This is a genomic window from Diaphorobacter caeni, assembly GCF_015354245.1.
GTDB classification, from domain to species: Bacteria; Pseudomonadota; Gammaproteobacteria; order Burkholderiales; family Burkholderiaceae_C; genus Diaphorobacter_A; species Diaphorobacter_A caeni.
This window is the reverse complement of record NZ_JADKYZ010000009.1, coordinates 125,171-148,963: the sequence shown is the minus strand read 5'-3', so window position 1 is coordinate 148,963 and position 23,793 is coordinate 125,171. Positions and strand designations below refer to the sequence as shown.

Genomic DNA, 23,793 nt, shown 5'->3' with positions numbered 1-23,793 from the left:
GAACCTTGCCGGTCCCCGAGCTTTTTTATCGTTGCATCAACCGCTTACTTCTTCTCTTGCGTTTTGGACGCGACCAGATGGGCCGGTGGCGGCACCACGAAGCGCTCAAGCCGGTACTGGTCGAAGCTCTCCAGATTGCGCTCCCAGACTTCGGCCTTGTGCCGGCCGTCCTGCGGGATCTGGGTCATCTCGCAGTAGACCTCGACGTTGTTGCCGTCCGGGTCCTTGAACACGAGGAACAGGTTGTTGCCGGGCCCGTGGCGGCCGATGCCGCGCACGATCTCGACACCATGCTCCTGCAGCACCTTGACGGAGCGTTCTATCTCTTCCTCGCTGTCGATCAGGTAGGAGAAATGCTCCAGCCCGGGGCGCGAGTAGCGCGGCAGGTCGTTGTAGTCGGGCGAGTCCTTGTCGGGCAGTTGGGCCAGTGCCAGATCATGGTGGTCGGTGCCCGCGCGCAGGAACACCATGTTCTCGCCGATCCAGTCCGACACCTCGAGGCCCAGCACTTCGGTGTAGAACTTCGCGGACTTCTGGATGTCGCGCACCATGAGCACCATGTGCCCTAGGCGGCGCGGACGCAGTTTGTTGGCTGTCGTTGTCATCATCTCGTGTCTCCTTCGCTGTGCGTCGCGGGTGCGGCTCAGGCGCCGGCCGCGACGATGTGATTTTCGATGGAGCCGATGCCATCGACCGAGGCCACCATCACGTCGCCGGGCTTGAGGAAGATGCCCTTGCCCATGCCCACGCCGGTGGGAGTGCCGGTGGCGATCATGTCGCCGGGGCGCAGCGTGAGGATGCTCGAGAGGTATTCGATCTGCTCGGCGATGTTGAAGATCATGCCTTCGGTCAGCGCGTCCTGCATGCTCTCGCCGTTCACCGTGAGACGCATGCGCAGCTTCATCGGATCGCCGAGGCAGTCGCGCGGCACGAACCATGGGCCGATGGGCGCGAAGGTGTCGAAGCTCTTGCCGCGGAACCAGTCGTGCGAGAACGGGTAGTCGGAGCGGCGCGTGAGATCGCGCGCGCTCACGTCGTTGATGACCGTGTAGCCGGCGATGTGCTCGTAGGCATTGGCTGCGCTGATGTTGCGGCCGCCCTTGCCGATGATGACTGCGAGCTCCACCTCCCAGTCGAGCTTCATGGTGTTGGACGGCATCACCACGGCGGTCTTCGTGGCGGTGATGCTGCTGTCGGCCTTGATGAAGATGTAGGGCGTGCTCTCGCTGCGCGCGGCGAGCTTGGTGCCCATTTCAGCGGCGTGTTCGTAGTAGTTGGACGCGGTCGCGAAGATGCGCGTGGGTGCATAGGGCACGCCGAGCGCGCCGCTCTGCACTGGCAATTCGATCTTGCGGCTGCGGATCGCTTCGCCTGCGGCTTCGAGCGACTTGATCGCGTCCGATGAGCTTTCCCACTTGGCAAGCAGGGTGGCCAGATCGGCGGGCAGCGCCGCCGCCTTGTTCGCGTCGATGGCGCTCACCGCGCTGTGCGCGTCATAGACCTTGTCGTCCACTACCAAGCCCAAGCGCTCGCCTGCCACACCGTTCACATTGGCCGCGTAGGCGGCGATTCCAAACCATTGCATGTCTCGTTCCTTGCTTCTCTGACTGCGCCCTTAGGGCGCATTGACTTCCATTGCCTGCGGCGTTCGCGCGTGACTGTTCCTTGTTCAATCAGCGCGAATGCCGGAGTTCTTCAAAACCTTGCCCCACATCTCGACCTCGCGCTGGATCTGCGTGCCAAAGGCCGCGCGGGTCACGAACATCGGCACCACGCCCATGTCTTCGAGCTTCTTGATGTTGGCCGGGTCTTCCTTCATCTTCGCGACTTCGCTTGCGATGCGGTCCAATACCTCGGTGGGCGTGCCCGCGCGCGCGACCAGACCGTTCCAGGTGCTGACCTCGTAGCCCGGATAGGTCTCGGCGATGGTCGGCACGTTGGGCAGTTCCTTCAGGCGCGTGGGACTGGAGATCGCCAGCAGGCGGATCTTTCCCGCTCCCATCTGCGGAATCACTTCCGAGGGGCTGGCCGAATACATGTCGATCTGGCCCCCGATGAGATCGGTGATCACGGCCGCGCCGCCCTTGTAAGGCACGTGGGTCATGTCGATGCCCGCACGCTTGCCGAACATGAAGGCCGACAATTGCGTGAGCGCGCCCGCGCCGCCGCTGCCGTAGGTGATCTTGCCGGGCTCCTTCTTGGCGAGCTCGATGAATTCCCCGAGATTCTTCGCGGGCAGCGAGGAGCGGGTGGTGATCACGAAGGCGTTCGCACCGATGTTGACCACGGGTGCAAACTCCTTGAGCGGATCGAAATTGAAGCTCGCGTTGACGAAGGGCGCGGTCACCACCTGAGTGGCGGTCGCCATGAACAGCGTGTATCCGTCCGCGGGCTGTCCCAGCACCTGGCGCGCGGCGATCAGGCCCGATGCGCCGGGCTTGTTGTCCACGACCACCGATGTTCCGAGCGCCTTGGTCAGATGCGTGGCGGTAAGCCGCGCCATCACGTCGGTGTTGCCCCCCGCGCCGAATGGCACGACGATGGTGATGGGCTTGCTGGGCCAGTGGGCCTGCGCCACGGCGGCGCTGGCCGCAGTGAGTGCGAAGGCGGTGGCTACGAGTGCTCTGAGCATTGTCTTCCTTTGATTATTTTTTGGTATACCAAGAATACATTTAAAAATACAAAAGTTCAAGAGTGGTTGCCCTGAATCAATTGTTTTCCCGCTCAAAGCGTGTTTACGCTCTCAGAGCACTTGACAGGCTTCTTCGAAATCCAGGCGCGGCAGTTTCCCGAACAGCTTGGCTGGATCACCCTGGCCGAGGTTGCACAGGAAGTCGATGCGCCACTGCCCATCGGGGAAGAAGGTGGAATTCACCAGCGCCTCGTCGAATCCCGACATCGGGCCACAGTCCAGTCCCACCGCGCGGGCCGCCATCAGAAAATAGCCCGCCTGAAGTGTGGCGTTGCGCCGCGCCGTGGCGTCCGCGTGCGCCGCGTCATCGGCAAATGCGCGATAGAACTGCGGGTTGTGCGGAAACAGGCGCTCGGCCCGCTCGTGAAATCGCGTGTCGCGTGCGAGCAGGGCGGTCACCGGTGCGGACTGGACCTTGGCCACATTGCCCGGGCTGAGAGCAGGCAGCAGTCGCGCACGGGCCTCGGGCGACGTGACGAACACCACGCGCAGCGGGCAGCAGTTCGCGCTCGTCGGGCCCATCTTCATGAGGTCGTAGAGCCTGCGCAGCTGCTCCTGCGGGACTGGGGTGTTCAGAAATCCGTTGTGTGAACGGGCGTGGAGAAAGAGCGTTTCCACTGCGGAGTTGTCGGGCATTGCTGCGGCACCTTGTTCGGTCGATGAAATGAAGAATCCACCTTGCCGAGTCGCACGAACACCAACGACCAACGCGCGCGCGGACGATCCGGCCATGGATCGCCCGAAATTCTAAATCAATAAATATTTTGGTATACCAAAAAATGAAATTGCATTGAAATTCAGGGCGTGACGCGTTTTCGGGCCGTTGCCGCACCAGCCGTGGCCGTGGTCGTCGCCTTGGCGGGGCGTCCGCGCTTGGCCGGTGCACCCGGGGCGCGCTCGGTCTTGGCTGCTGCAGCCGCCCGCTTGCGCGCTGGCTTTTCGGCCGCTTCCTGTGCGGCGGTGGTGCCTTCGGCCTCCTTGGCCTGACGCAGTGCGCGCAGGGCCGCGTTGCCCAGATGCGCATTGTGCGCGCGCATCGCCAGATAGGCCGCTTCTCCCTGGCCTCCGACGATGGCCTCGACGATCTCCTTGTGCGCGTCATGCGAGGTCGCGAGACGATCGGTTTCCGCAGGATGGAACTGGCGGTAGGGGCTCAGCCGATCCCGGATCTCGCCGACCATGCGGCTGATCACCGTGTTGTGCGCTCCCTCGAGAATCAGCCGGTGCAGTTCGCGGTTGGCGTCGAGATATTTGTCCAGATTGCCCTCCGCCACAAACTCCTTGGTGCGCTCGTGGACATACTGCAGTTCGGTCTTTTCCATGGTGGTCATGGACTCGGCCGCGAGCCGCGCGCACATCGCTTCAAGCTCGCAGTTGGCATGCAGAATCTCGGTGAGATCCTTCACGCTGATCTCCGACACCACCACCCCGCGCATCGGCAGCAACTGCGTGAGCCCGCGCGCCGCCAACTGCCGAAGCGCCTCGCGCACCGGCGTGCGCGACACGTTGAACTGCTGGGCAAGCTCCCGCTCGTCCAGCCGTGTTCCGGGCTTGAAATGGCCACTGATGATTTGCTCGGATATCAGCGACTGGACCTTGGCGGCGATGGTGGGCATTGAATGGTATTTCTATGGCTTGGGATGCACTGCATTCTAAGGAATCTGCATACCGGGTGCATTTTGGTTTGTGGGCAAAATGCAGATGAGATCGTAGACACGCTCCAAGAGCTGCAGGAATCCAGGAAAGCGGAGATCAACATGTACGCCCAAGTCACTTACCCCACACCCTCCACCGCCATCGTCACCATCACGGATGCAGGCGTGCTCAATGTGCTCGGCACGCCGGTCATCCGTGGTCTGATCCAGACGCTGGGCGAGCTGGCGGAGAATCCGGCTCTGCATTGCCTTGTGCTGCGCGGGTCGGGGTCGCGCGCTTTCATTGCGGGGGCCGACATCAAGGAGCTGGCTTCGCTCACTGCAGCCACCGGCCGGGTGTTCATCAGCGCGCTGCGCGATCTGTGCAATGCGGTGCGGCATTTTCCGGTTCCGGTCATCGTGAGGCTGGAGGGGCACACGCTGGGTGGTGGGCTCGAGCTCGCGATGGCGGGGGACCTGCGCATCGCCGCGGACAATGCCGTCGTCGGCATGCCCGAGGTGAAGGTGGGCATTCCCTCCGTCATCCATGCGGCGATGATGCCCGCCCAGATCGGCACAACGCGTGCCGCCTGGCTGCTGCTGACTGGCGAGAACATTTCTGCCAGGCAGGCGCAGGAGTGGGGCTTGATCAACGAGTGCGTTCCGCAGGATCAGCTTGATGCCCGCATTCTGGAGATTGCGGCGGGGCTGGCCGAGATCGGCCCTGTGGTGCTGCGTCAGCAGAAGCGTCTGCTGCGTCGATGGGAGGGCATGACGCTGGATGCCGCGGTGGATGACAGCATTGCCGAATTCGGCGAAGCCTTCAAGACCGGCGAGCCGCAGCACCACATGAACGCCTTTCTCGACAAGAAAAAGAAGGGCTGAGGCGACATCCGGTCCGGGTGGCTTCAGTGTGGCAGAGGCAGTTCAGGTGGGGCCCAAGCGCGAGCGTTGCCGCCTTCGAACGGCCTGCACGGCCGGATGGCGCTCCAGAAATGCGGTCATCCGGGTCTTCTGGGCCGGGGTGATTTCGCTGGCCGCAATGGCTGCGGGCCAGGTGTTCGCGGCATCGGTCACCACTTTGTCGACCGTAGTCTGCAAGAGCTTGTAGGGCAGGCGGAGTGCCTCTGCCAGCGCCTTGAGCGTGCTGGGGCGCAGCAGTTGCAGCTTGGATGCCACGGCGCGCTGGGCGGGCGTCATGGGTTCGCCGTGCTCAGCAAGGTGCCTGCGTTCGAGCTCCTGCAGCTGGCGCGCCTCCAGATTCTTCTGGATTCCTTCGGGCAGGATGTAGAGGGCGTGGCCCTGCGCGCCGTTGAACACGTGGTGGGCGACGATGTCGTAGGCCGGTGGCAGTCGGGGCTCGACGCCGTCGGGGTAGTAGACGCCGATGTTCTTCAGATGACAGTCCGCGTTGCCCAGGAGTTCGTTGACGGCAAGGCGCCGCAGCAGTTCGAGCACGGCTGGCTCACCGAGGCTTGGGTAGCCCATGAACACCTGCATGAGCAGGGAGTAGGAGACTGCGGTGGTGTATTTCTCGTGCGGCAGAAATCCCAGCACCTGTGCCATGTCTTCGGCATGCACGCGCGTGGGGCTGTCGCGGTCGTAGCGGGGCACGGCGAGAAACAGCGTGGTGCGCTCGTCGGGCGAGCCGAGATCGTAGACATGGTCGGCGCTGAGCTTCTCCAGCGGCACGAGATGGGTTTCGCAGGCATCCACGCCCGCCATGCGCGCGAGTTCCATGCTCAGGTGTTCGACTTCGGGCATGCGCGGGTAGTCGACGACGGGCAGCTTGGCGATGATGTGCGAGACCTCGCTGAGCTTGGTGCGCGCGACGTAGCGCCCCGCGCTGTCGCGGTTCACCCCGAGCTTGGGTTGCACGCCCGACAGCGAGATGCCCTCGACCAGGGGAATTTCCACGACCGACATCTCGAGTGCGTCCTGGTTGTTCGTCACCAGCGTCTGCATCAGCGCGGGCGTGGCGTTGTCGTAAGGCAGCGCGTAGACGGCGCCGGGCAGATCGGTTCCGCACGCGGCCAGCAGCTCGAAATGATTGGTGACGTCGCAGCCCCGGATGCGTGCGATGTGCTCGCGGAAGCTGCCCTCGGGCAGCAGGTTCTGGAACCACGCGGGCAGCAGCAGAGGGTGCAGCCCGTTCGGGCCGGGCTTGCCGGAGTCCGCACGCATGCCGTTGAAGTCGCGGGTGAGGAAATCGCTCAGCAGGCGCCGGGTTTCCTCGTCCGTATCGCCGGTGTAGAGCAGGCTCAGCACGGGGCGCTGCGCGTCGCGGATGTAGGCGTCGGCGGGGATGAAGCGGACGATGCCGTTGGGCTGCTCCGCACCGTAGCGAAAGAGCAGGCCGAGCGGGATCGAGGGCCTGCCGTCCGTGTCCGCCATGAGGATCTGGAGAATGCTGAGGTCCATCGCGTCAAACCTCCTTGGCCGCCTTGGCTCCGTGGTTCGCCTTGGCTTTCTCTTCGTGCGCGTTCAGAAGTCGCCGGATCTTGGAGTGCCCGGACGCTTCGAGTGCCGCAGGCCGGTGCAGCTGGAGTTGTTCCGCGGCTTTGGGCACCACGGCGATGCTCAGCCCGAGCGTGTGCGCGAGCGCGTCGATGGTGGACAGGCGCGGGTCGGCGTCGCCCTTGAGCAGGCTGTAGAGCGCCTTGCGGCTCACGCCGGATTTCTCGGCGATCTCCACGATGGGCATGTCGGACTGGGCGACGGCGTCCTGCAGAACTTCCCGGATCGACGGTGCCTCGGAGGAAAGTGTGGATGTGTGCATTGAACTACCCAAGTTATCTTTATGGGTAGTTTACGACACATTCATTGAGGATGTATTGTTTCCTTTAATACCCAATTTTATGAAATGGGTAGTATGGGAAACACATTTGATGGAATTTTTCATGAAGACTTGTTGACCCCCCAACAGGGCTCGTCCGCCCGATCAGTCCGGCTGCGAACGCGTGAGCAGGTGCAGATCGGGAAAGAAATTGTTCTCCACGTCCAGCCACGCCGGCTGCTCCGCGTACATGTCGGCGACGAGCTGCTTGATGGTGTCGATGTACCAGGCGTTGTCGTTGAGCCGGTGGCTGAGGATGATGGGCGAGGTCGCAAGTGGGTCGTCGATCAGGCGGTAGCAGAGATCGCTGCGGATGCGCGCGGAGGCGGGGATCACGCACATGCCGGATTCGGCGGCGACGAGGCCGAGCGCGGTCTGGATTTCACGCACCTCATGCACCTCGGACGGACGGATGCCCCGGTCTCTCAGCAGGTTCAGCACATGGTCGGCGAAACTCGGGCGTGGCTCCTTGGGGTAGACGATGAGCTTCTGGCGCTGGAGTTCCTTGAGGCTGATGCGACCCGTTTCCTTGGCCAGCGGCTTGTCCAAGGGGATCGCCAGCACCAGCCGTTCCTCGCGCAGCACCGTGCGGGCGACGGTGGAGTCGTTGCTGCGGATGCGGCCGAAACCCACATCGATGCGGCCCGATTTGAGCGCGCCGAACTGCTGTGTCGAGGTGAGCTCCACAAGCTGGATGTTCACGTCGGGGTAGTGATGGCGCAGCTTGCGCACCAGCATCGGCAGGCCGCCGTACAGGGTGGAGCCGACAAAGCCGATGGACAGTGTCTGCCGCTGCTGCAGGCCGACCTGGCGCGTGCTGGTCTTCAACTGGTCAAAGCGGTTGATGAGCTGCAGCGCCTGTTCATAGAAGGTGCGACCGGCCTCGGTCAGGCGCAGCGGTCGACTGTTGCGGAGCAGGAGCTGGACGCCGAGTTCCTCCTCGAGCAGCTGGATCTGGCGGCTCAGCGGCGGCTGGGCAATGTGCAACTGTTCAGAGGCGCGGGTGAAGTTGCGCGCGTCGGCCACGGCGACGAAGTATTTGAGTTGCCGGATATCCATAAGGGAAAACCATATGTGATCGGAATCGATGGATTATAAGTCGTTGATTTTTATTGTGTAAATCACCAACTATATCCTCAGGGTATGGAGTTAGACCAAATTGGTGTTGGATCGCGAGGCGCATGCGGCGTTCAATGGAGTCCATGCCAAACACCCCACACCTCCATCTCTCCGCCGCATCGGCCACCATCGAGCGGGTGGAAACCTTTTTGGTGGATCTGCCAACGATCCGTCCGCACCAGTTGTCCATGGCGACGATGAACGGACAGACGCTGATGCTGGTGCGCGTGCACTGCTCCGACGGCACGGTCGGCGTGGGTGAGGGCACGACGATCGGCGGGCTCGCCTATGGCGCTGAATCGCCAGAAGGCATGAAGCTGGCCATCGACACGTACTTCGCGCCGCTGCTGATCGGCTCGGACGCCAGTCAGGTGCCTGCCGTCATGGCCAAGCTGAACAAGGCGATCCACGACAACCGTTTTGCCAAGTGCGCCGTTGAAATCGCGCTGTTCGACGCCTTGGGCCATCGCACGGGTCTGCCGGTTTCCCAACTGCTGGGGGGTCGGGTGCGAGACAGTCTGCCCGTCGCGTGGACACTGGCATCGGGCGATACCGCCAAGGACATCGACGAAGCCGAGCGCATGCTGGCGCTGCGTCGCCACAACATTTTCAAGCTCAAGATCGGCCGCCGCGCCGTGGCCGCCGACGTGGCGCATGTCGCGGCCATCAAGAAGGCGCTGGGCGAGCGCGCCGCCGTGCGGGTCGACGTCAACAAGGCGTGGAGCGAGCTGCAGGCGCAGCACGGATTGGCGGGGCTGGTCGATGCGGGCTGTGAACTCGTCGAGCAACCCGTGGCATCGGCCGACGCGCTGGCGCGGTTGAAGGGCCGCTTCGCGATCGCCGTGATGGCCGATGAGTCGCTGACCGGCCCGGCATCGGCCTTTGCGCTGGCCCGGGTGGCGGGCGCCGATGTGTTCGCGGTGAAGACCGAGCAGTCCGGCGGCCTGCGCGCCGCTCAGCAGGTGGCGGCGATTGCCGACGCCGCCGGTATCGGGCTTTACGGCGGAACCATGCTCGAAGGCGCGGTCGGCACGATCGCCTCGGCCCATGCGTTCGCGACATTCGAGCATCTGCAGTGGGGCACCGAATTGTTCGGCCCTTGCTGCTGACGGAGGAAATTCTGGCCCAGCCTCTGATCTACCGGGATTTCCAGCTCGAAGTACCCAGGACACCGGGTCTCGGCATTGCGCTCGACGAAGACCGCGTCCAGTTTTTCCGCCGTGACCGCAAGCAGGGCGCTTCTGTCACGATGGCCTGAGCATTCCATTCTTCTACCCACGATTCCAACCCACGACATCAACCCACGATTTGAAGGAGACCAGCATGACCGTTCATATTTTCAATACTCCCGAAGTGCAGGACTTTCTGCGTCTGGCCAGCGGCCTGGACCAAAGCGGCGGCAATCCACGCACCAAGAAGATCGTCCACCGCATCCTGTCCGATCTGTTCAAGACCATCGACGATCTGGAAATCACCGCCGATGAGTACTGGGCCGGCGTGGCGTATCTGAACCGTCTGGGCGCGAGCAGCGAGGCGGGGCTGCTGTCTCCGGGTCTCGGATTCGACCGCTTTCTGGACATGCGCATGGACGCCGACGACGTGGCTGCGGGCGTGGAAAACGGCACGCCGCGCACCATCGAAGGCCCGCTGTATGTGTCCGGCGCGCCGGTGGCCGAGGGCTATGCGCGTCTTGACGACGGCAGCGACAAGGAAGGCCAGACGCTGATCATGCACGGCACCGTGCGCGGCACCGACGGCAAGCCGCTGCCCGGCGCGCAGGTCGAGGTGTGGCATGCCAACACCAAGGGCTTCTATTCGCACTTCGATCCCACGGGCGAGCAGAAGCCGTTCAACATGCGCCGCACCATCATTGCGGACGCCGAGGGTCGGTACAAATTCCAGAGCATCGTGCCCAAGGGCTACGGCTGCCCGCCGAACGGCCCCACGCAAGGGCTGCTCAACGAGCTCGGCCGCCACGGCAACCGTCCCGCGCACATCCACTTCTTCGTCACCGCCGACGGCCACCGCAAGCTGACCACGCAGATCAACATCGACGGCGATCCGCTGGTGTTTGACGACTTCGCCTACGCCACCCGTGAAGGTCTGGTGCCACCACTGGTCGAGCGCACCGATGCCGCGAGCATCAAGGCCGAAGGACTGTCCGCGCCGTTTGCCGAGATCGTCTTTGACATCTCGCTGAGCACGCTGGTCAACGGCGTCGACAACCAGATCGTCGAGCGTCCACGCCTGGCCGCCTGATGATTTGACGGCCTGAGGACCTGAGTGGCCGCCGCGGCCGTCAGATCCTCCCGCTCCCGCCCCCCGATCCATGTCCGCGACGCTCCACGTCGCGGCGGGGATGGTCGCACCCTAACGAAAGATCACCATGAGCACGATTGCCACCGCTGACAAGTACGAAGAGGTCGAAAAGTTGCTGGACACGGCCCTGCAGGAAGACAAGGAGGCCGGCGTCTACCGCTGCCGCCGCGACATCTTCACCAACGCCGATCTGTTCGAGCTGGAGATGAAGCAGATCTTCGAATCGAACTGGGTCTATCTGGCCCACGAGAGCCAGATCCCGAACAACAACGACTACTACACCACGTCGATCGGCCGCCAGCCCATCGTCATCACCCGTGACAAGGGCGGCGAGCTGCACGCGGTGATCAACGCCTGCGCCCACAAGGGCGCCATGCTGTGCCGCCGCAAGCACGGCAACAAGGGCAGCTTCACCTGTCCGTTCCACGGCTGGACCTTCAGCAACAACGGCAAGCTGCTCAAGGTGAAGGACGAGAAGACGACGCAGTATCCGGAAGCCTTCAACACCCACGGCTCGCACGATCTGACCAAGGTGGCGCGCTTCCAGAGCTATCGCGGCTTTCTGTTCGGCAGCCTCAATGCCGACGTGATGCCGCTCGAAGACTACCTCGGCGAGACCCGCGTCATCATCGACCAGATCGTCGATCAGGCGCCCAACGGCCTCGAAGTGCTGCGCGGCAACTCCAGCTACATCTACGACGGCAACTGGAAGATGCAGATGGAAAACGGCTGCGACGGCTACCACGTGAGCACCGTGCACTGGAACTACGGCGCCACCATGGGACGGCGCAAGGAAGGCGGCACCAAGGCGACCGACGCCAACAACTGGAGCAAGGCCAAGGCCGGCGTGTACGGCTACGAGAACGGCCACATCCTGCTGTGGACGCAGACGCTCAATCCGGAAGTGCGCCCCATCTGGAACCAGCGCGAGGAACTGGCGGCACGCGTCGGTCAGGACCGCGCCGACGTGATCGTCGGCCAGACCCGCAACCTGTGCCTGTACCCCAACGTGTTCCTGATGGACCAGTTCGGCACGCAGATCCGCGTGGCGCGTCCGCTCAGCGTGGACAAGACGGAGATCAGCATCTTCTGCTTCGGCCCCAAGGGCGAAAGCGCGGAGGACCGCGCGCTGCGCATCCGCCAGTACGAGGATTTCTTCAACGTCTCGGGCATGGGCACGGCGGATGACCTTGAGGAATTCCGCGCCTGCCAGGCGGGCTACGGCGGCTCCGCCATCCGCTGGAACGACCTGAGCCGCGGCGCACCGCTGTGGATCGACGGCCCCGATGACAACGCCAAACGCATGGGCATGAACCCCTTGCTCAGCGGCGAGCGCAGCGAGGACGAAGGCCTGTTCGTCTGCCAGCACCACTACTGGACGCAGGAGATGCGCAAGGCCGTGCAGCAAGAACGTCAAGGAGAGCAGTCATGAGCGCGAACACTACCACTGCCACCACCACTGCGGACCTCGGCGCCATCTGCGCCTTCCTCTTTCGCGAAGCACGCCATCTGGACGACCGTGAATGGGAGCCCTGGCTGGAGCTCTACGCAGAGGATGTCGACTACTGGATGCCCGCCTGGGACGATGACGACAAGCTCACCGAAGATCCGCAAAGCGAGATCTCGCTGATTTACTACCCCGACCGCAACGGTCTGGAAGACCGGATCTTCCGCATCAAGACGGAGCGCTCGAGCGCCTCCATGCCCGAGCCGCGCACCAACCACATGATCACCAACGTGGAGGTGCTGGCAGAGCGCGGCGATGCGGTGGACATTCGCTACAACTTCCACACGCTGTGCCATCGCTACAAGCTCACCGACCATTTCTTCGGCACGGTGTTCTCCACCCTGCGCAAGGTGGAGGGCGGCTTTCTGATCGCCCGCAAGAAGATCGTTTTGAAGAACGACTACATCCGCCAGGTGCTCGACATCTACCACGTCTGACCCGCAGGAGACCACGATGACAAGCTATCGCATTGCCCTGAATTTCGAGGACGGGGTCACCCGTTTCGTCGAATGCGGCGCCACCGAAAAAGTGCTGGACGCAGCGTTCCGCAATCGCATCAACCTGCCCATGGATTGCTCCGACGGCGTGTGCGGCACCTGCAAGTGCCGCGCCGAAAGCGGTGCCTATGATCTGGGAGATGAATACATCGAAGACGCGCTGACCGAGGACGAGGCCGCCGAGGGGCTGGTGCTGACCTGTCAGATGGTCCCCAAGTCCGACTGCGTGATCGCGGTGCCCGTGCCGTCGACGGCCTGCAAGACCGGAACGGCCGAGTTCGGCGCCAGCGTGACGGAAGTGGCTCCGTTCAGCGATGCCGCCTACGAACTGGTGCTCGACGTTCCACAGGATGCTCCGGCCTTCCTGCCCGGCCAGTACGTGAACATCCACGTGCCGGGCAGCGGCCAGCACCGCTCCTATTCGTTCAGCTCCGCGCCGGGCGCGGGCCGGATGACCTTTCTCATCAAGCATGTGGACAGCGGGCTGATGAGCACCTGGCTGAAGGAGAGCGCCGCCAGCGGGCAGGCCCTGAAGATGACGGGGCCGCTCGGCAGCTTCTATCTGCGTCCCGTGACCCGGCCGCTGCTTTTTCTGGCGGGCGGCACCGGACTTGCGCCGTTTCTCTCGATGCTCGAGGTGCTGGCGGCCCAGAAGTCGGAGCAGCCCGTGCACATGATCTACGGCGTGACCCGTGATCAGGATCTGGTGCTGGTGGACCGGCTCGAGGATTACGCCAAGCGCGTGCCCGGCTTCACCTTCACCACCTGCGTCGCGGACGCGAACACCGCGCACGAGCGCCAGGGCTACGTCACCCAGCACATGCCCGCGCAGGCACTGCATGGCGGCAACGTGGACGTGTACCTGTGCGGCCCACCGCCCATGGTGGATGCGGTGCAGAAGCACTTCAAGTCCGAAGGCATCACCCCGGCGAGCTTCCACTACGAGAAGTTCACTCCCAACCAGCCCACTGCGTGAGTGGAGTCCATCATGAAGAATCGCTTTGAAGGCAAGGCCGTGGTCGTCACCGGCGCGGCGCAGGGAATAGGGCGTGGCGTGGCGCTCGGCATCGCGGCAGAGGGCGGCCGGGTGCTGTTCGTGGACCGCGCCGATTTCGTGACCGACGTGGCGGCGCAGGCCGAGGGCGGCCAGTCGGCGGGATTCGTCGCCGATCTCGAGACCTACGAGGGCGCGCGTTCCGTGATGGCGTTCGCGGCCGAGAAATTGGGCGGCATCGACATCCTGATCAACGGTGTGGGCGGTGCCATCCGCATGCGCCCCTATGCCGAGTTCGAGCCCGAACAGATCGATGCCGAAATCCGCCGCTCGCTGATGCCCACGCTCTACGCCTGCCACGCGGCGCTGCCGCATATGCTGGCGCGTGGCGGCGGAACCATCGTCAACGTCTCCTCCAACGCCACGCGCGGCATTCGCCGCGTGCCTTACTCGGCGGCCAAGGGCGGCGTCAACGCGATGACTCAGGCGCTCGCCATGGAGTACGGCGAGCACAACATCCGCGTCGTCGCGAGTGCGCCGGGCGGCACCATCGCGCCCCCCCGACGCGTGCCGCGCAATGCGGCCGGCGACAGCGAGCAGGAAAAACTCTGGATGAGCGAGGCCGTGCATCAGGTCACCGAGTCCACGTTCTTCAAACGCTACGGAACCATGGAAGAGCAGGTCGCCCCGATTCTGTTTCTCGCATCCGATGACGCGGGCTACATCACCGGCGCGGTGCTGCCGGTGGCGGGTGGCGACAACGGCTGAAAGTATGGGAGCACCCCACTGAAACGCTTCGCGTTTCGGGCAGAGAGACGCAGCCAGCGCGGCGGGGCGGCCCTTGCGCGGCTGCGCTCGCCTGGGTTGCGCCGGTTCCGGGCGCTGCGGGCAAGTGCCCCTTCAATGGCCTGCAATGGTCCCGCAATGACCCTGAATGGAAATTCAGCCCAGCTTCGCTGGATGAATGAACAAGGAGTTTTTCATGCAAGAACGAAAAGCCATCATCCCCGCCGGGATGGAGTCGGTCTACGAAAAGATCGGCTATGCACCGGCCCTCCAGGTGGGCAAAACCATCTACGTGTCCGGCCAGATCGGTCGCGACGCGTCGATGAAGCTGGTCGAGGACCGCGAAGGGCAGATCACGCAGGCGTTCGAGAACCTGCGGCGGGTGCTGGAAGCCGCTGGCGCCTCGCTTGCCGACATCGTCGATCTGACGAGCTTTCACACCGACCTGCGCGATCAGCCGCTGTTCATGCAGGTGCGCGACCGCTACCTCACCACCCACCCGAGGCCCGCATGGACGGCCATCGGCGCGCACATGCTCTGCGGATCACCGGGCTACATCGTCGAGATCAAGGCGGTCGCGGTGTTGCCGGACGCAGGTGGCGGTGCATGACACACACAACGGAGACACGGACATGAAAACGATAGAAGTCAATCAGATCATCGACAACGCGCGCTTCACCAAGTTTCACTGGATGGTGATGTGGCTCTGCGCACTGCTGCTGGTCTTCGATGGGTACGACCTGTTCATCTACGGCGCCGTGCTGCCCGTGCTGATGAAGGAGTGGGGGCTGACGCCCGTTCAGGCCGGCGCGCTGGGCAGCTATGCGCTGTTCGGCATGATGTTCGGCGCATTCATCTTCGGCCCGCTGGCCGACCGCATCGGCCGCAAGAAGGGCGTGGCGATCAGCTTCGTGCTGTTCAGCATTGCGACCTTTCTGAGCGGCTTTGCGAAAACGCCCACCGAGTTCGGCATCTTCCGCTTCATCGCGGGACTGGGCTGCGGCGGACTGATGCCCAACGCCGTCGCGCTCATGAACGAATACGCGCCCAAGCGGCTGCGCAGCACGCTCGTGGCCATCATGTTCAGCGGCTATTCGCTGGGCGGGGTGCTGTGCGCGGGGCTGGGCATCTACATGCTGCCGCGCTACGGCTGGCAGTCGATGTTCTTCGCCGCCGCCGTGCCGCTGCTGCTGTTGCCCATCATCTTGTGGAAGCTGCCCGAGTCCATCGGCTTTCTGCTGAGACAGGGCCAGCACGCCAAGGCGCGTGAGATGCTGGCCCATGTGGCGCCCGACGTGCGGATCGACGCCAGCGCCCAGCTCGTGCAGGCCGACTCCAAAGGGGCGGGCGTGCCCGTGCTTGACCTGTTCAGACAGGAGCGTTTCATGGGGACCTTCATGATCTGGCTGTCGTTCTTCTGCTGTCTGCTGATGGTCTACGCGCTGGGCTCGTGGCTTCCCAAGCTCATGGCCAATGCGGGCTACAGCCTGGGCTCGAGCCTGTCGTTCCTGCTGGCGCTGAACTTCGGCGGCGTGGTCGGCGCGATTGCAGGCGGCTGGCTGGGAGACCGATTCAGTCTGCCCAAGGTGGTGGTCGCGTTCTTCGCCGTCGGCACCGTGGCCATTGGGCTGCTGGGCTTCAACAGTCCCATGCCCATCCTCTACCTGCTGATCGCGATCGCTGGCGCCACGACCATCGGCACGCAGATTCTGCTCTACGCCAACACCGCGCAGTTCTATCCGCAGGCCATCCGCTCGACCGGGTTGGGCTGGGCGTCGGGCATCGGCCGTACCGGCGCCATCGTCGGCCCGCTGCTCGGCGGCTGGCTCATGGCGGCGGCCCTGCCGTTGCAACTGAACTTTTTGGTGTTCGCCGTCCCCGGTCTGGTCGCGGCGCTGGCCATGGTGTTCTTCATCTTCTGGTATCGCAGGCCGCGCGCTGAAGCGGCTGCGGTGACCGCGGCTTCATCGCCTGCGGCGGCAGGGGGCGTGCAGTGAGCGGTACAACTTCCTACTCGATCCCGACGCTGATCGACAACGAGCGCCTGGGCGCGTTCCAGTGGCGGGTGCTGATCCTGTGCTTCATCATTGCGCTGTTCGACGGCTTCGACACGCAGGCCATCGCGTTCACCGGGCCGGCCATTCTGGCGGCATTCAACTTGCCCGCCGGGTCGTTGGCGCCGATTCTCACGGCGGGCATCGTGGGCATGACCGTCGGTGCGATGACGCTCGGCATGGTGGGCGACCGCTTCGGCCGCCGGCCGACGATCATGCTGAGCATGGCCATCTTTGGCTTCGCGACGCTGGCAACCGCATGGTCCACGGACACCAACCATATTCTCGTGCTGCGTTTCATCGCCGGTCTGGGCATGGGGGGCTGCACCCCCGTGCTGCTGGCGCTGGCGGCCGAATACGGTCCTGCCCGTCTGCGCGGCACGATCATGACCGGCGTGCTGCTCGGGCTGCCGGCCGGGGCGATGCTTGGCGGACTGCTGGCCGCACGCATGCTGCCGCTGATCGGTTGGGAGGGCATATTCATCGTCGGCGGCGTGGCACCGCTGGCGATGCTGGTGCTCCTGGCGCTGATGCTGCCGGAATCGCTGTACTTTCGCGCAACGCGTGGAGACGACGAAGGGCAACGCTACATCGCCAAGGTGCTGTCGAAGATCGTCAGCCGTCCGCTGCCCGAAGACGCGCGCTTCACGGTACCGGAGACAGCGGTGGCAAGGGCCAGCGTGCGTGCGCTGTTCAGCGACGGCAACGCGGGCAAGACGCTGGCGATCTGGGCGATCTATCTGCTCAACTGGGTGGCCTGGTTCATGCTCTTGTCGTGGCTTCCGACGGTGCTCAAGGCGGCGGGACTGCCTGCCGCGGACGCGCCTTTGGGAACGGTGATCGTCAATGCGGTTTTCATCATCTGCGCGATTCCGCTGTCGTTCTTTCTGCCGCGAGTGGACACGCGCCGTCTGCTGGTCGCGATGTTTGCAGTAGGCATTCTCGTGGCGTTGGGGCTGGGGTTCGCAGGGCAGAATTGGACGCTGGTGTTCGTGCTGGTCGGCGTGGCTGGATTTGGTGTGGGCGGTCAGCAGATCGCGCTGAACTACCTGATCGTCGGCGCCTACCCGACGGCACTGCGTGCCACAGCCACCGGCTGGGCCATTGGCATGGGGCGGGCAGGGGCCATTCTGGGATCGGCCATCGGCGGGGGCATTCTTGCCTGGGGCGGCCCCAAGGGCTTCTTCATGGCGCTGGCTGTGCCGCTCATCGGTGCCGGCATTGCCGTGCTGACTTTGAAAATCAGCCGCGTTCTGGCGCCGGCATCTGAACGGCTGGCTGCGCATTGAGCGCAGTGGGCGGATCACTGACTTGAAGAGGACTTTGCATGGCGATGAAGAACGTACCGGTCACGGCGTGGGTTGCGGGCTTTCTGGCGGTGCTGATCTCGTACGCGGGCCCGCTCGTCATCTTCATTCAGGCCGCGCAGGTTGGCCATGTGTCCAATGCGGAGCTGACCTCGTGGATCTGGGCCATCTCGATGGGAGCGGGCGTGAGCGGGCTGCTGCTGAGCTGGTGGCTCAGGCAGCCCATCATCACGGCCTGGTCCGCGCCGGGGACGGCCTTGCTGCTGAGCCTGCTGCCGAACATCACCATGCCGGAAGTGGTGGGAGCCTATCTGACGGCGGCGGTCATCGTCATTGCGATCGGTGTGTCCGGGCTGTTCGAGAAGATCGTGAACTTCATTCCCAAGGGCATTGCTGCGGGCATGATGGCAGGCATTCTGTTTCAGTTCGGCATCCAGGCATTTCTGGTCAGCGTCGATGCTCCGGCACTGGTGTTCGCGATGCTTGTGGCCTACATGGCAGGCAAACGGCTGTGGGCGCGCTACACCATCGTCATCGTTGCGTTGACTGGGTTTGTCGTGGCCTTTGCGATGGGTACGACGCATCTGCAGGCGCTCAGTCTGTCGATGGCCCGCCCGGTCTTCGTCGCGCCGCAATTCAACGTCGGCGTGTTCTTCAGCTTCACGGTGCCGCTGGTGCTGGTGAGCCTGACAGGGCAATATCTTCCCGGCATGGCCGTGCTGCAACTGGCGGGCTACCGCGTGCCGTCCAGGGCCGTGGTGGCCGGCACGGGCCTCGCGTCGCTGGTGACCGCCTGCTTTGGCGGGATCACCATTGTTCTGGCGGCGATCACGGCGGCGCTGTGCACCGGCAAGGATTCGCATCCTGACCCCGCAAAGCGCTATGTGGCGGGCATCGCCAACGGGGTGTTCTATCTCGTTGGCGGCACATTCGCGGGGACCATCGTGCAGGTGTTCACGGCGGTTCCTGCGGCGCTGATCGCCGCGCTGGCCGGGCTGGCGCTGATCGGGGCCATCGTCTCCAACATCCGCATCGTCGCGGACGAAGCGGCCTACGTGGAGCCTGCGGTCATCACCTTTCTGGCGACGGCCTCGGGCATGACGCTGTTCGGACTGGGAGCGGCCTTCTGGGGCGTGGTGTTCGGCATGGCGTCATACTGGATTTTCGGCCGACCCGCGAAAGCGAAGTGAAGGAGTGAGTGAAATGGCGGTGGAGATTGAAATGGCGATGGCCACGGCGATGGCGCAGGATGTGCTTGCGGTGCTGCCCGCGCGCGCCCATGATCTGGCGCGTCTGCGCATTCTGGCGCGCCGTGCGGCGCCACCGAGCATCACGGTGGTCGGCAAGTACAACCACGGAAAGAGCCGCCTGCTCAACGAACTGATGGGCAGCGACATCTTCGCTGTCGCCGACCGAAGAGAGACGGTAGCCTTGGCCGAGCATCGGCAGCAGCAAGCCCGCTGGCTGGACGCTCCGGGGCTGGACGCCGATGTGGCGCGCAATGATGACGACCATTCGCACCGGGCCATCTGGCTCGAGTCCGACATCCGCCTGTTTGTCCATGCCGCCAAGGAGGGAGAACTGGACGCCGCCGAGCGTGATCTGCTTCAGGAACTGCGCGCGGATCAGCAGCGCACCCTGCGCCAGACCATCTTCGTGCTGACTCAGGTGGACCAGCTGTCCGACGATGCGCACGTGGACAGGGTGGTGGCAGCCATCCGCGCGCAGTCGCCGGAAATCACGCTGCATCTGGTGTCCGCCACCCGTCATCGGCAGGGGACGGAGCAGGGCAAGCAGTTGCTGATTCAGAAAAGCGGCATACCGGCCTTGAAGGAGTCGCTGAGCGTAGCCATGGCGAAAGTGCCGCCGGCGCGCGAGCATGAAGCAAATCTGCTGTTTGCCGACATCCGGAATGAGCTTTTGAACCTGCAGACCGCCGAGGAGTCGCGGATGCAGGCGCTGGGTGATCTGCAGCAGTGCCAACTGCGGGCGTTCGACGAGGGATTGGCGACGGTGCTGGACAAGGTGCGTAACGACCTGCAACCGGTGCTCGAAGTCAGCGGCACCGATCCGGCGCTGGTGCCCGACTCTTTTGAGAACATGTTCAAGCTCACGGCGGGAAAGCGCGAGCGGGCCCACATCCAGATTGCGTACTCCCGCGCCTGCATCGCCATCAACGCGCATCTGGTGCGGCATGGCGTCGTGGGCTTGCCGATGGAACAGCAGACCTCAGTGCGCAGCCTCGACACGGTGATGGTCGCCGTCATGGGCGTGTCGGTCAAATACCGCGACGACCTGCGTCGCATCTTCTGCGAGCCCGAAGGGCGTGCAAGGCTGCAGCAGGATTTCGGGCGCTATTTTGAATTGTCCGAAGACCGCGTGACCTTGGCCGGTCAACTGGCAGATGGCGCCATTCGTCTGGCCGAGATTGCCAAGGCGCTGGCGGCACTGGAACGTCTGGAGCGCCCATGAACCCCTGCGAGCAGCGCTTCGTTGCCGAGTCCAGCGCTTTCCACATCGAGGCACGCGATCTGCAGCCCGAGCTGGATCGGATGGCGAACTGGCTTGCGGACCTTGTTCAGGCGCTGGCAACAACCGAACTGGTGCCTGCCGGATTGCATCAGGACAGCGCGCTGGCGCAACAAATGCAGAGTCTCAATGCCCTGACCCAATCATGTGAACCCCGATGGGCTGCGCAGTGGGCGGAACTTCAGCCAGCACAAACCCTCGCGAACGCGTTGGACGACAAGGTCATGCTGCTGGTCTTTGGCAAGTTCAACGCGGGCAAAAGCTCGCTGTGCAATTTTTTCGCCGAGCGTTTCCGCCAGCATGGCCAGAGCGTGCGCTTCTTCCGTCTGGAGGCCGGCCATACCGTGGATGCGATGCAGTGCTTTCACGAGGGCGCAACCGAGACCACCGCTCATCTGCAGGGCGTCTGTCTTGGCGAACGGCTGGTACTTTTGGACACGCCCGGCCTGCATTCCGTCACGCAAGACAACGCTGATCTGACCCAACGCTTTCTTGACAGCGCCGACGCCGTGCTGTGGCTGAGCAGTTCCACGTCGCCGGGCCAAGTGCAGGAACTCGATGAGCTGGGCCTTGAACTGAGGCGCGGCAAGCCCTTGCTGCCCATCATCACCCGCAGCGACTGCATCGAGGAAGACGAAGTCGACGGCCAGATCGTCAAGTGCCTGCGCAACAAGACGCAAGCCAATCGCACGCTGCAGGAGGCGGATGTTTTCGAGCGCGCGCTGGACAAGCTCCGTGCGATGCACGTCGATACCGGCTTGCTGAAGACGCCGTTGTCCATCTCGGTCCACATGGCAAAGTCATCCGAGCAGAAGGATGAGGCGATGCGCGACGCGGGATTCGAGCGTCTGTACGGGGCATTGCTGGACATCGCCAAGCCCGCTCTGGCCTACAAACAGCGCAAACCTGCCGAGGTTCTGCGGCACCATCTGCAGGAGCATGTGCTGGCGGATCTGGACAATCGCGTGTTGCCCGCGTTACGGCATCTCGGGCAGGCGCTGCAATCCGAGCGCGAGGCGCTGGAGATGCGGCGGCAGCGGATCGTTCAGGCTGCCTGGCGCGAAGTGATTCCGGAGCTGCCCCAGGTGCTGGAGCGGCACGCGCTGGAACATGACGTGCGAGCCGGGTGTGCCGTTTGTGTTGAAGTCGCGAGTCTGGTGGGCTCCGCGTTCGAGCAGCAAACGCAGCACTGGCTGCAGGATTTCACAATGCCGCCGTTGGAGCCGGTGCGAATCGAGCTGACGGCCGACGTCGACTACGGGCCCGCGGCGCCTGATTCAGAAAGCCATGTCGCTTGGCCGGCGATGGTTGACTTTGCGCGTTTGCATGCTGCGCTCGACGATGCGGTGCAGGAGGCGATCGCGGAGAGGGCCGAGCAGGCCACGACCCTGTGCAGCGAAGTGTTGCGTGAACTGGAGTCGAGCGTCGCCCGCAGACACGCCACGCTGCTTTCGCTCCAGTCCCAGTTTCCGCCCCGGCCCGGGACTTGACCTCGGTGACGCGGTGGCTCCGGAGGCGCTGATCCCGCTTTGCCGCTACGCACCAGCCGCTGGTGACGGCCATCCCGCAAGGGGCGGGCTGATATCTCCCATGTATCAGCCGACACAAACAAAGTAATTTCCGAAGGCACGCTGGCTCACTAGCATGTGCCCATGACTTCATTTCTGAAACTCGAGAGTGACGGTCCGGTGCTGATCGTGACCATGAACCGGCCCGAGACGCGCAATGCGCTGTCCGATGATGGCGTCGTGGAAGAGTTCGTGGCCTGCTGCGAGCGGATCAATGCCGATCTTTCCATACGGGCCGTGGTGTTGACGGGCGCGGGCCCCGCGTTCTCGTCGGGCGGCAATCTCAAGTCGATCCGCGACAAGATGGGCGCGGGGCTCGGCGAGCCGCCGTTGTCGCGGCAGGCCTATCGGAACGGAATTCAGCGTCTGCCTCTGGCTTGGTGCAATCTTGAGGTGCCGACGATTGCGGCGGTGAACGGGCCCGCCTATGGCGCGGGCAATGATCTGGCGACGATGTGCGACATCCGCATCGCTGCCGAGAGCGCGGTGTTCTGCGAAACCTTTGTCAAGCTGGGACTGATCGCGGGCGACGGTGGTGCCTGGTTGCTGCCCCGCGCCGTCGGCATGTCCAATGCCTGCGAGATGGCGTTCACCGGCGATGCGTTCGATGCGCGGCAGGCGCTCGCGTTCGGGCTGGTCTCGCGCGTGGTGCCTGACGATGAATTGATGGCGGCCTCGCTGCAGTTGGCGCGGCGCATCGCCGTCAACCCGCCGCACGCGCTTCGCATGACTAAGCGACTGATCCGCGAGGGGCAGCACACGCGCCTCGACACGCTGCTCGAGATGTCGGCGGGATTTCAGGCGCTCGCGCATCACACGGCGGAGCATGATGCGGCGCTTGCGGGGTTTCTGGAGCGGCGCCCGAAATAGTTGGCGCGAGCCAGTGAGACATTCATACAACGAACAGGAGACACTACATGAAACGACGCACATTCTGCGGCGCGCTGGCGCTCGCATCCGTCCCTCTGGCTGCGCTGGCTCCTGCCACAGCCTTCTCAGCGACCTATCCTGAAAAGATGGTCAAGGTGATCGTGTCGCTTCCCCCGGGCAGCGGAGCGGACACGACGGCGCGCTTTCTCGCACAGCATCTGACGCAGCAACTGGGTCAGCCTTTCGTGGTGGAGAACAAGCCAGGCGCCAACAGCTTCATCGCGGCGAAGGCAGTGGCCGACGCCGCGCCCGATGGCTACACCATGTTCGTGGCGAGCAACACGCCGATGGTGACGAACGCGGCGGTGTTCAAGAAGCTGCCCTACGACCCGGTCCGTGATTTCACGCCGGTGGCCTCCATCGGTCGGTTTCCCATGATCATCGTCGTGCCCGCCAATTCGCCCTACAAGACGCTGGCGGAGCTGGTCGCGGCGATGAAGGCCGCGCCGGGCAAACTGAATTTCGCCAGCGGCACTCCAAGCTATCAGATCGCGATGGAGCAGTTTCACGAGCGCAACGGCATCAAGGGAACGGCGGTGAACTACAAGGGCACCGGCCCTGCGATCACCGATCTGGCGGCTGGCGTCTGCGACTACTCGATTGCCGAGGTGAGTTCGGTGCTGCCGCTGATTCACGGGGGCAAGCTGCGCGCGCTGGCGGTGGCGGATTCGCAGCGCCATCGCGAGCTGCCCGATGTGCCGACAGCCGAAGAGATGGGGCACAAGGGGTACGAGGTGTACGCGTGGACGGGCGTGTATTTCCCCGCGAAGGTGCCCAAGGAGATCGCGCAGCGCGTGGGCGACATCGTGCGCTCCACGCTGAATGGCGCGGAAGGCGCGGCGTTCATTCAGAAGATGGGCGGAACGGTCTTCACCGGCACCGCGCAGCAGTTCACTGACTTTCAATTGGCCGAGATCGAGAAGACCAAGCGCATCGTCAAGATTGCCAACATTCCGGTGGAGTGATTTGACGAGGCATCCATGGACGCCTCGGAGCGTGTTCACGATCTCGGCGTTAGGCT

General features: G+C 63.9%; 22 protein-coding genes and 1 pseudogene. 15 read left to right on the top strand and 8 right to left on the bottom strand.

The window, feature by feature from the left end; translation table 11 throughout:
• Positions 1–44: 44 nt before the first annotated feature.
• The 5 genes from ISG32_RS21185 to ISG32_RS21165 form a co-directional block, all read right to left on the bottom strand.
• Positions 45–605, bottom strand: coding sequence for a VOC family protein (locus ISG32_RS21185; RefSeq protein ID WP_194773207.1), 561 nt, complete (start codon positions 603–605; stop codon positions 45–47).
• A 38-nt stretch (positions 606–643) separates the two neighbouring features.
• Positions 644–1,585, bottom strand: coding sequence for a fumarylacetoacetate hydrolase family protein (locus ISG32_RS21180; protein WP_194773017.1), 942 nt, complete (start codon positions 1,583–1,585; stop codon positions 644–646).
• A gap of 84 nt (positions 1,586–1,669) precedes the next feature.
• Positions 1,670–2,632, bottom strand: coding sequence for a Bug family tripartite tricarboxylate transporter substrate binding protein (locus ISG32_RS21175; RefSeq protein ID WP_194773016.1), 963 nt, complete (start codon positions 2,630–2,632; stop codon positions 1,670–1,672).
• 111 nt (positions 2,633–2,743) lie between these two features.
• The gene (locus ISG32_RS21170) at positions 2,744–3,328 is read right to left on the bottom strand and encodes a malonic semialdehyde reductase (protein ID WP_194773015.1); all 585 of its coding nucleotides are present in this window, start codon (positions 3,326–3,328) and stop codon (positions 2,744–2,746) included.
• Between the two features lie 161 nt (positions 3,329–3,489).
• Positions 3,490–4,308, bottom strand: coding sequence for a GntR family transcriptional regulator (locus ISG32_RS21165; protein WP_194773014.1), 819 nt, complete (start codon positions 4,306–4,308; stop codon positions 3,490–3,492).
• A 141-nt stretch (positions 4,309–4,449) separates the two neighbouring features.
• Between ISG32_RS21165 and ISG32_RS21160 the strand changes: the two genes are divergently transcribed.
• Positions 4,450–5,211 (top strand): enoyl-CoA hydratase, encoded by a 762-nt coding sequence (locus tag ISG32_RS21160; RefSeq protein ID WP_194773013.1) that lies wholly within the window; start codon positions 4,450–4,452, stop codon positions 5,209–5,211.
• 42 nt (positions 5,212–5,253) lie between these two features.
• Here the strand turns inward: ISG32_RS21160 and ISG32_RS21155 are convergent, their stop codons facing one another.
• The 3 genes from ISG32_RS21155 to ISG32_RS21145 all read right to left on the bottom strand — a co-directional run bounded on the left by ISG32_RS21155 (position 5,254) and on the right by ISG32_RS21145 (position 8,221).
• Entirely contained in the window at positions 5,254–6,747 is a 1,494-nt protein-coding gene (locus tag ISG32_RS21155; protein ID WP_194773012.1) for a type II toxin-antitoxin system HipA family toxin, read from the bottom strand.
• 4 nt (positions 6,748–6,751) lie between these two features.
• Positions 6,752–7,105 (bottom strand): helix-turn-helix domain-containing protein, encoded by a 354-nt coding sequence (locus ISG32_RS21150; RefSeq protein WP_194773011.1) that lies wholly within the window; start codon positions 7,103–7,105, stop codon positions 6,752–6,754.
• Positions 7,106–7,267: 162 nt separating this feature from the next.
• Positions 7,268–8,221 carry a LysR family transcriptional regulator gene (locus tag ISG32_RS21145; protein WP_194773010.1) on the bottom strand — a complete coding sequence of 318 codons (954 nt, stop codon included), beginning with the start codon at positions 8,219–8,221 and terminating at the stop codon, positions 7,268–7,270.
• Between the two features lie 143 nt (positions 8,222–8,364).
• Between ISG32_RS21145 and ISG32_RS21140 the strand changes: the two are divergent.
• The 14 genes and pseudogenes from ISG32_RS21140 to ISG32_RS21075 all read left to right on the top strand — a co-directional run bounded on the left by ISG32_RS21140 (position 8,365) and on the right by ISG32_RS21075 (position 23,737).
• A pseudogene (locus tag ISG32_RS21140) lies at positions 8,365–9,539 on the top strand (muconate/chloromuconate family cycloisomerase).
• 65 nt (positions 9,540–9,604) lie between these two features.
• Positions 9,605–10,540, top strand: a complete 936-nt coding sequence (gene catA, locus ISG32_RS21135; RefSeq protein ID WP_194773009.1) for a catechol 1,2-dioxygenase — start codon at positions 9,605–9,607, stop codon at positions 10,538–10,540.
• Between the two features lie 127 nt (positions 10,541–10,667).
• Complete coding sequence (locus ISG32_RS21130) at positions 10,668–12,032, top strand: Rieske 2Fe-2S domain-containing protein (protein ID WP_194773008.1); 1,365 nt, start codon at positions 10,668–10,670, stop codon at positions 12,030–12,032.
• On the top strand, positions 12,029–12,544 hold the full coding sequence (benB, locus tag ISG32_RS21125) for a benzoate 1,2-dioxygenase small subunit (protein ID WP_194773007.1): 516 nt from the start codon (positions 12,029–12,031) through the stop codon (positions 12,542–12,544). Before ISG32_RS21130 ends, benB begins: the two co-directional genes overlap by 4 nt.
• A 16-nt stretch (positions 12,545–12,560) precedes the next feature.
• A complete protein-coding gene (gene benC, locus ISG32_RS21120; protein ID WP_194773006.1) occupies positions 12,561–13,580 on the top strand; it encodes a benzoate 1,2-dioxygenase electron transfer component BenC in 1,020 nt (339 codons plus the stop codon).
• 12 nt (positions 13,581–13,592) lie between these two features.
• Positions 13,593–14,366, top strand: coding sequence for a benzoate diol dehydrogenase BenD (gene benD, locus ISG32_RS21115; RefSeq protein WP_194773005.1), 774 nt, complete (start codon positions 13,593–13,595; stop codon positions 14,364–14,366).
• 214 nt (positions 14,367–14,580) lie between these two features.
• Positions 14,581–14,994, top strand: coding sequence for a RidA family protein (locus ISG32_RS21110; protein WP_194773004.1), 414 nt, complete (start codon positions 14,581–14,583; stop codon positions 14,992–14,994).
• 22 nt (positions 14,995–15,016) lie between these two features.
• The gene (locus tag ISG32_RS21105) at positions 15,017–16,381 is read left to right on the top strand and encodes an MFS transporter (RefSeq protein WP_194773003.1); all 1,365 of its coding nucleotides are present in this window, start codon (positions 15,017–15,019) and stop codon (positions 16,379–16,381) included.
• Complete coding sequence (locus ISG32_RS21100; protein ID WP_194773002.1) at positions 16,378–17,727, top strand: MFS transporter; 1,350 nt, start codon at positions 16,378–16,380, stop codon at positions 17,725–17,727. The genes ISG32_RS21105 and ISG32_RS21100 overlap by 4 nt, the downstream gene beginning before the upstream one ends.
• A 38-nt stretch (positions 17,728–17,765) precedes the next feature.
• Complete coding sequence (locus ISG32_RS21095; protein WP_194773001.1) at positions 17,766–18,935, top strand: benzoate/H(+) symporter BenE family transporter; 1,170 nt, start codon at positions 17,766–17,768, stop codon at positions 18,933–18,935.
• Positions 18,936–18,948: 13 nt separating this feature from the next.
• Positions 18,949–20,217 (top strand): GTPase, encoded by a 1,269-nt coding sequence (locus tag ISG32_RS21090; protein WP_228529992.1) that lies wholly within the window; start codon positions 18,949–18,951, stop codon positions 20,215–20,217.
• Positions 20,218–20,297: 80 nt separating this feature from the next.
• Entirely contained in the window at positions 20,298–21,764 is a 1,467-nt protein-coding gene (locus ISG32_RS21085) for a dynamin family protein (protein ID WP_228529991.1), read from the top strand.
• 162 nt (positions 21,765–21,926) lie between these two features.
• Entirely contained in the window at positions 21,927–22,712 is a 786-nt protein-coding gene (locus tag ISG32_RS21080; protein WP_194772999.1) for a crotonase/enoyl-CoA hydratase family protein, read from the top strand.
• A 47-nt stretch (positions 22,713–22,759) separates the two neighbouring features.
• Positions 22,760–23,737 carry a Bug family tripartite tricarboxylate transporter substrate binding protein gene (locus tag ISG32_RS21075; protein WP_194772998.1) on the top strand — a complete coding sequence of 326 codons (978 nt, stop codon included), beginning with the start codon at positions 22,760–22,762 and terminating at the stop codon, positions 23,735–23,737.
• The last annotated feature ends 56 nt before the right edge of the window (positions 23,738–23,793 follow it).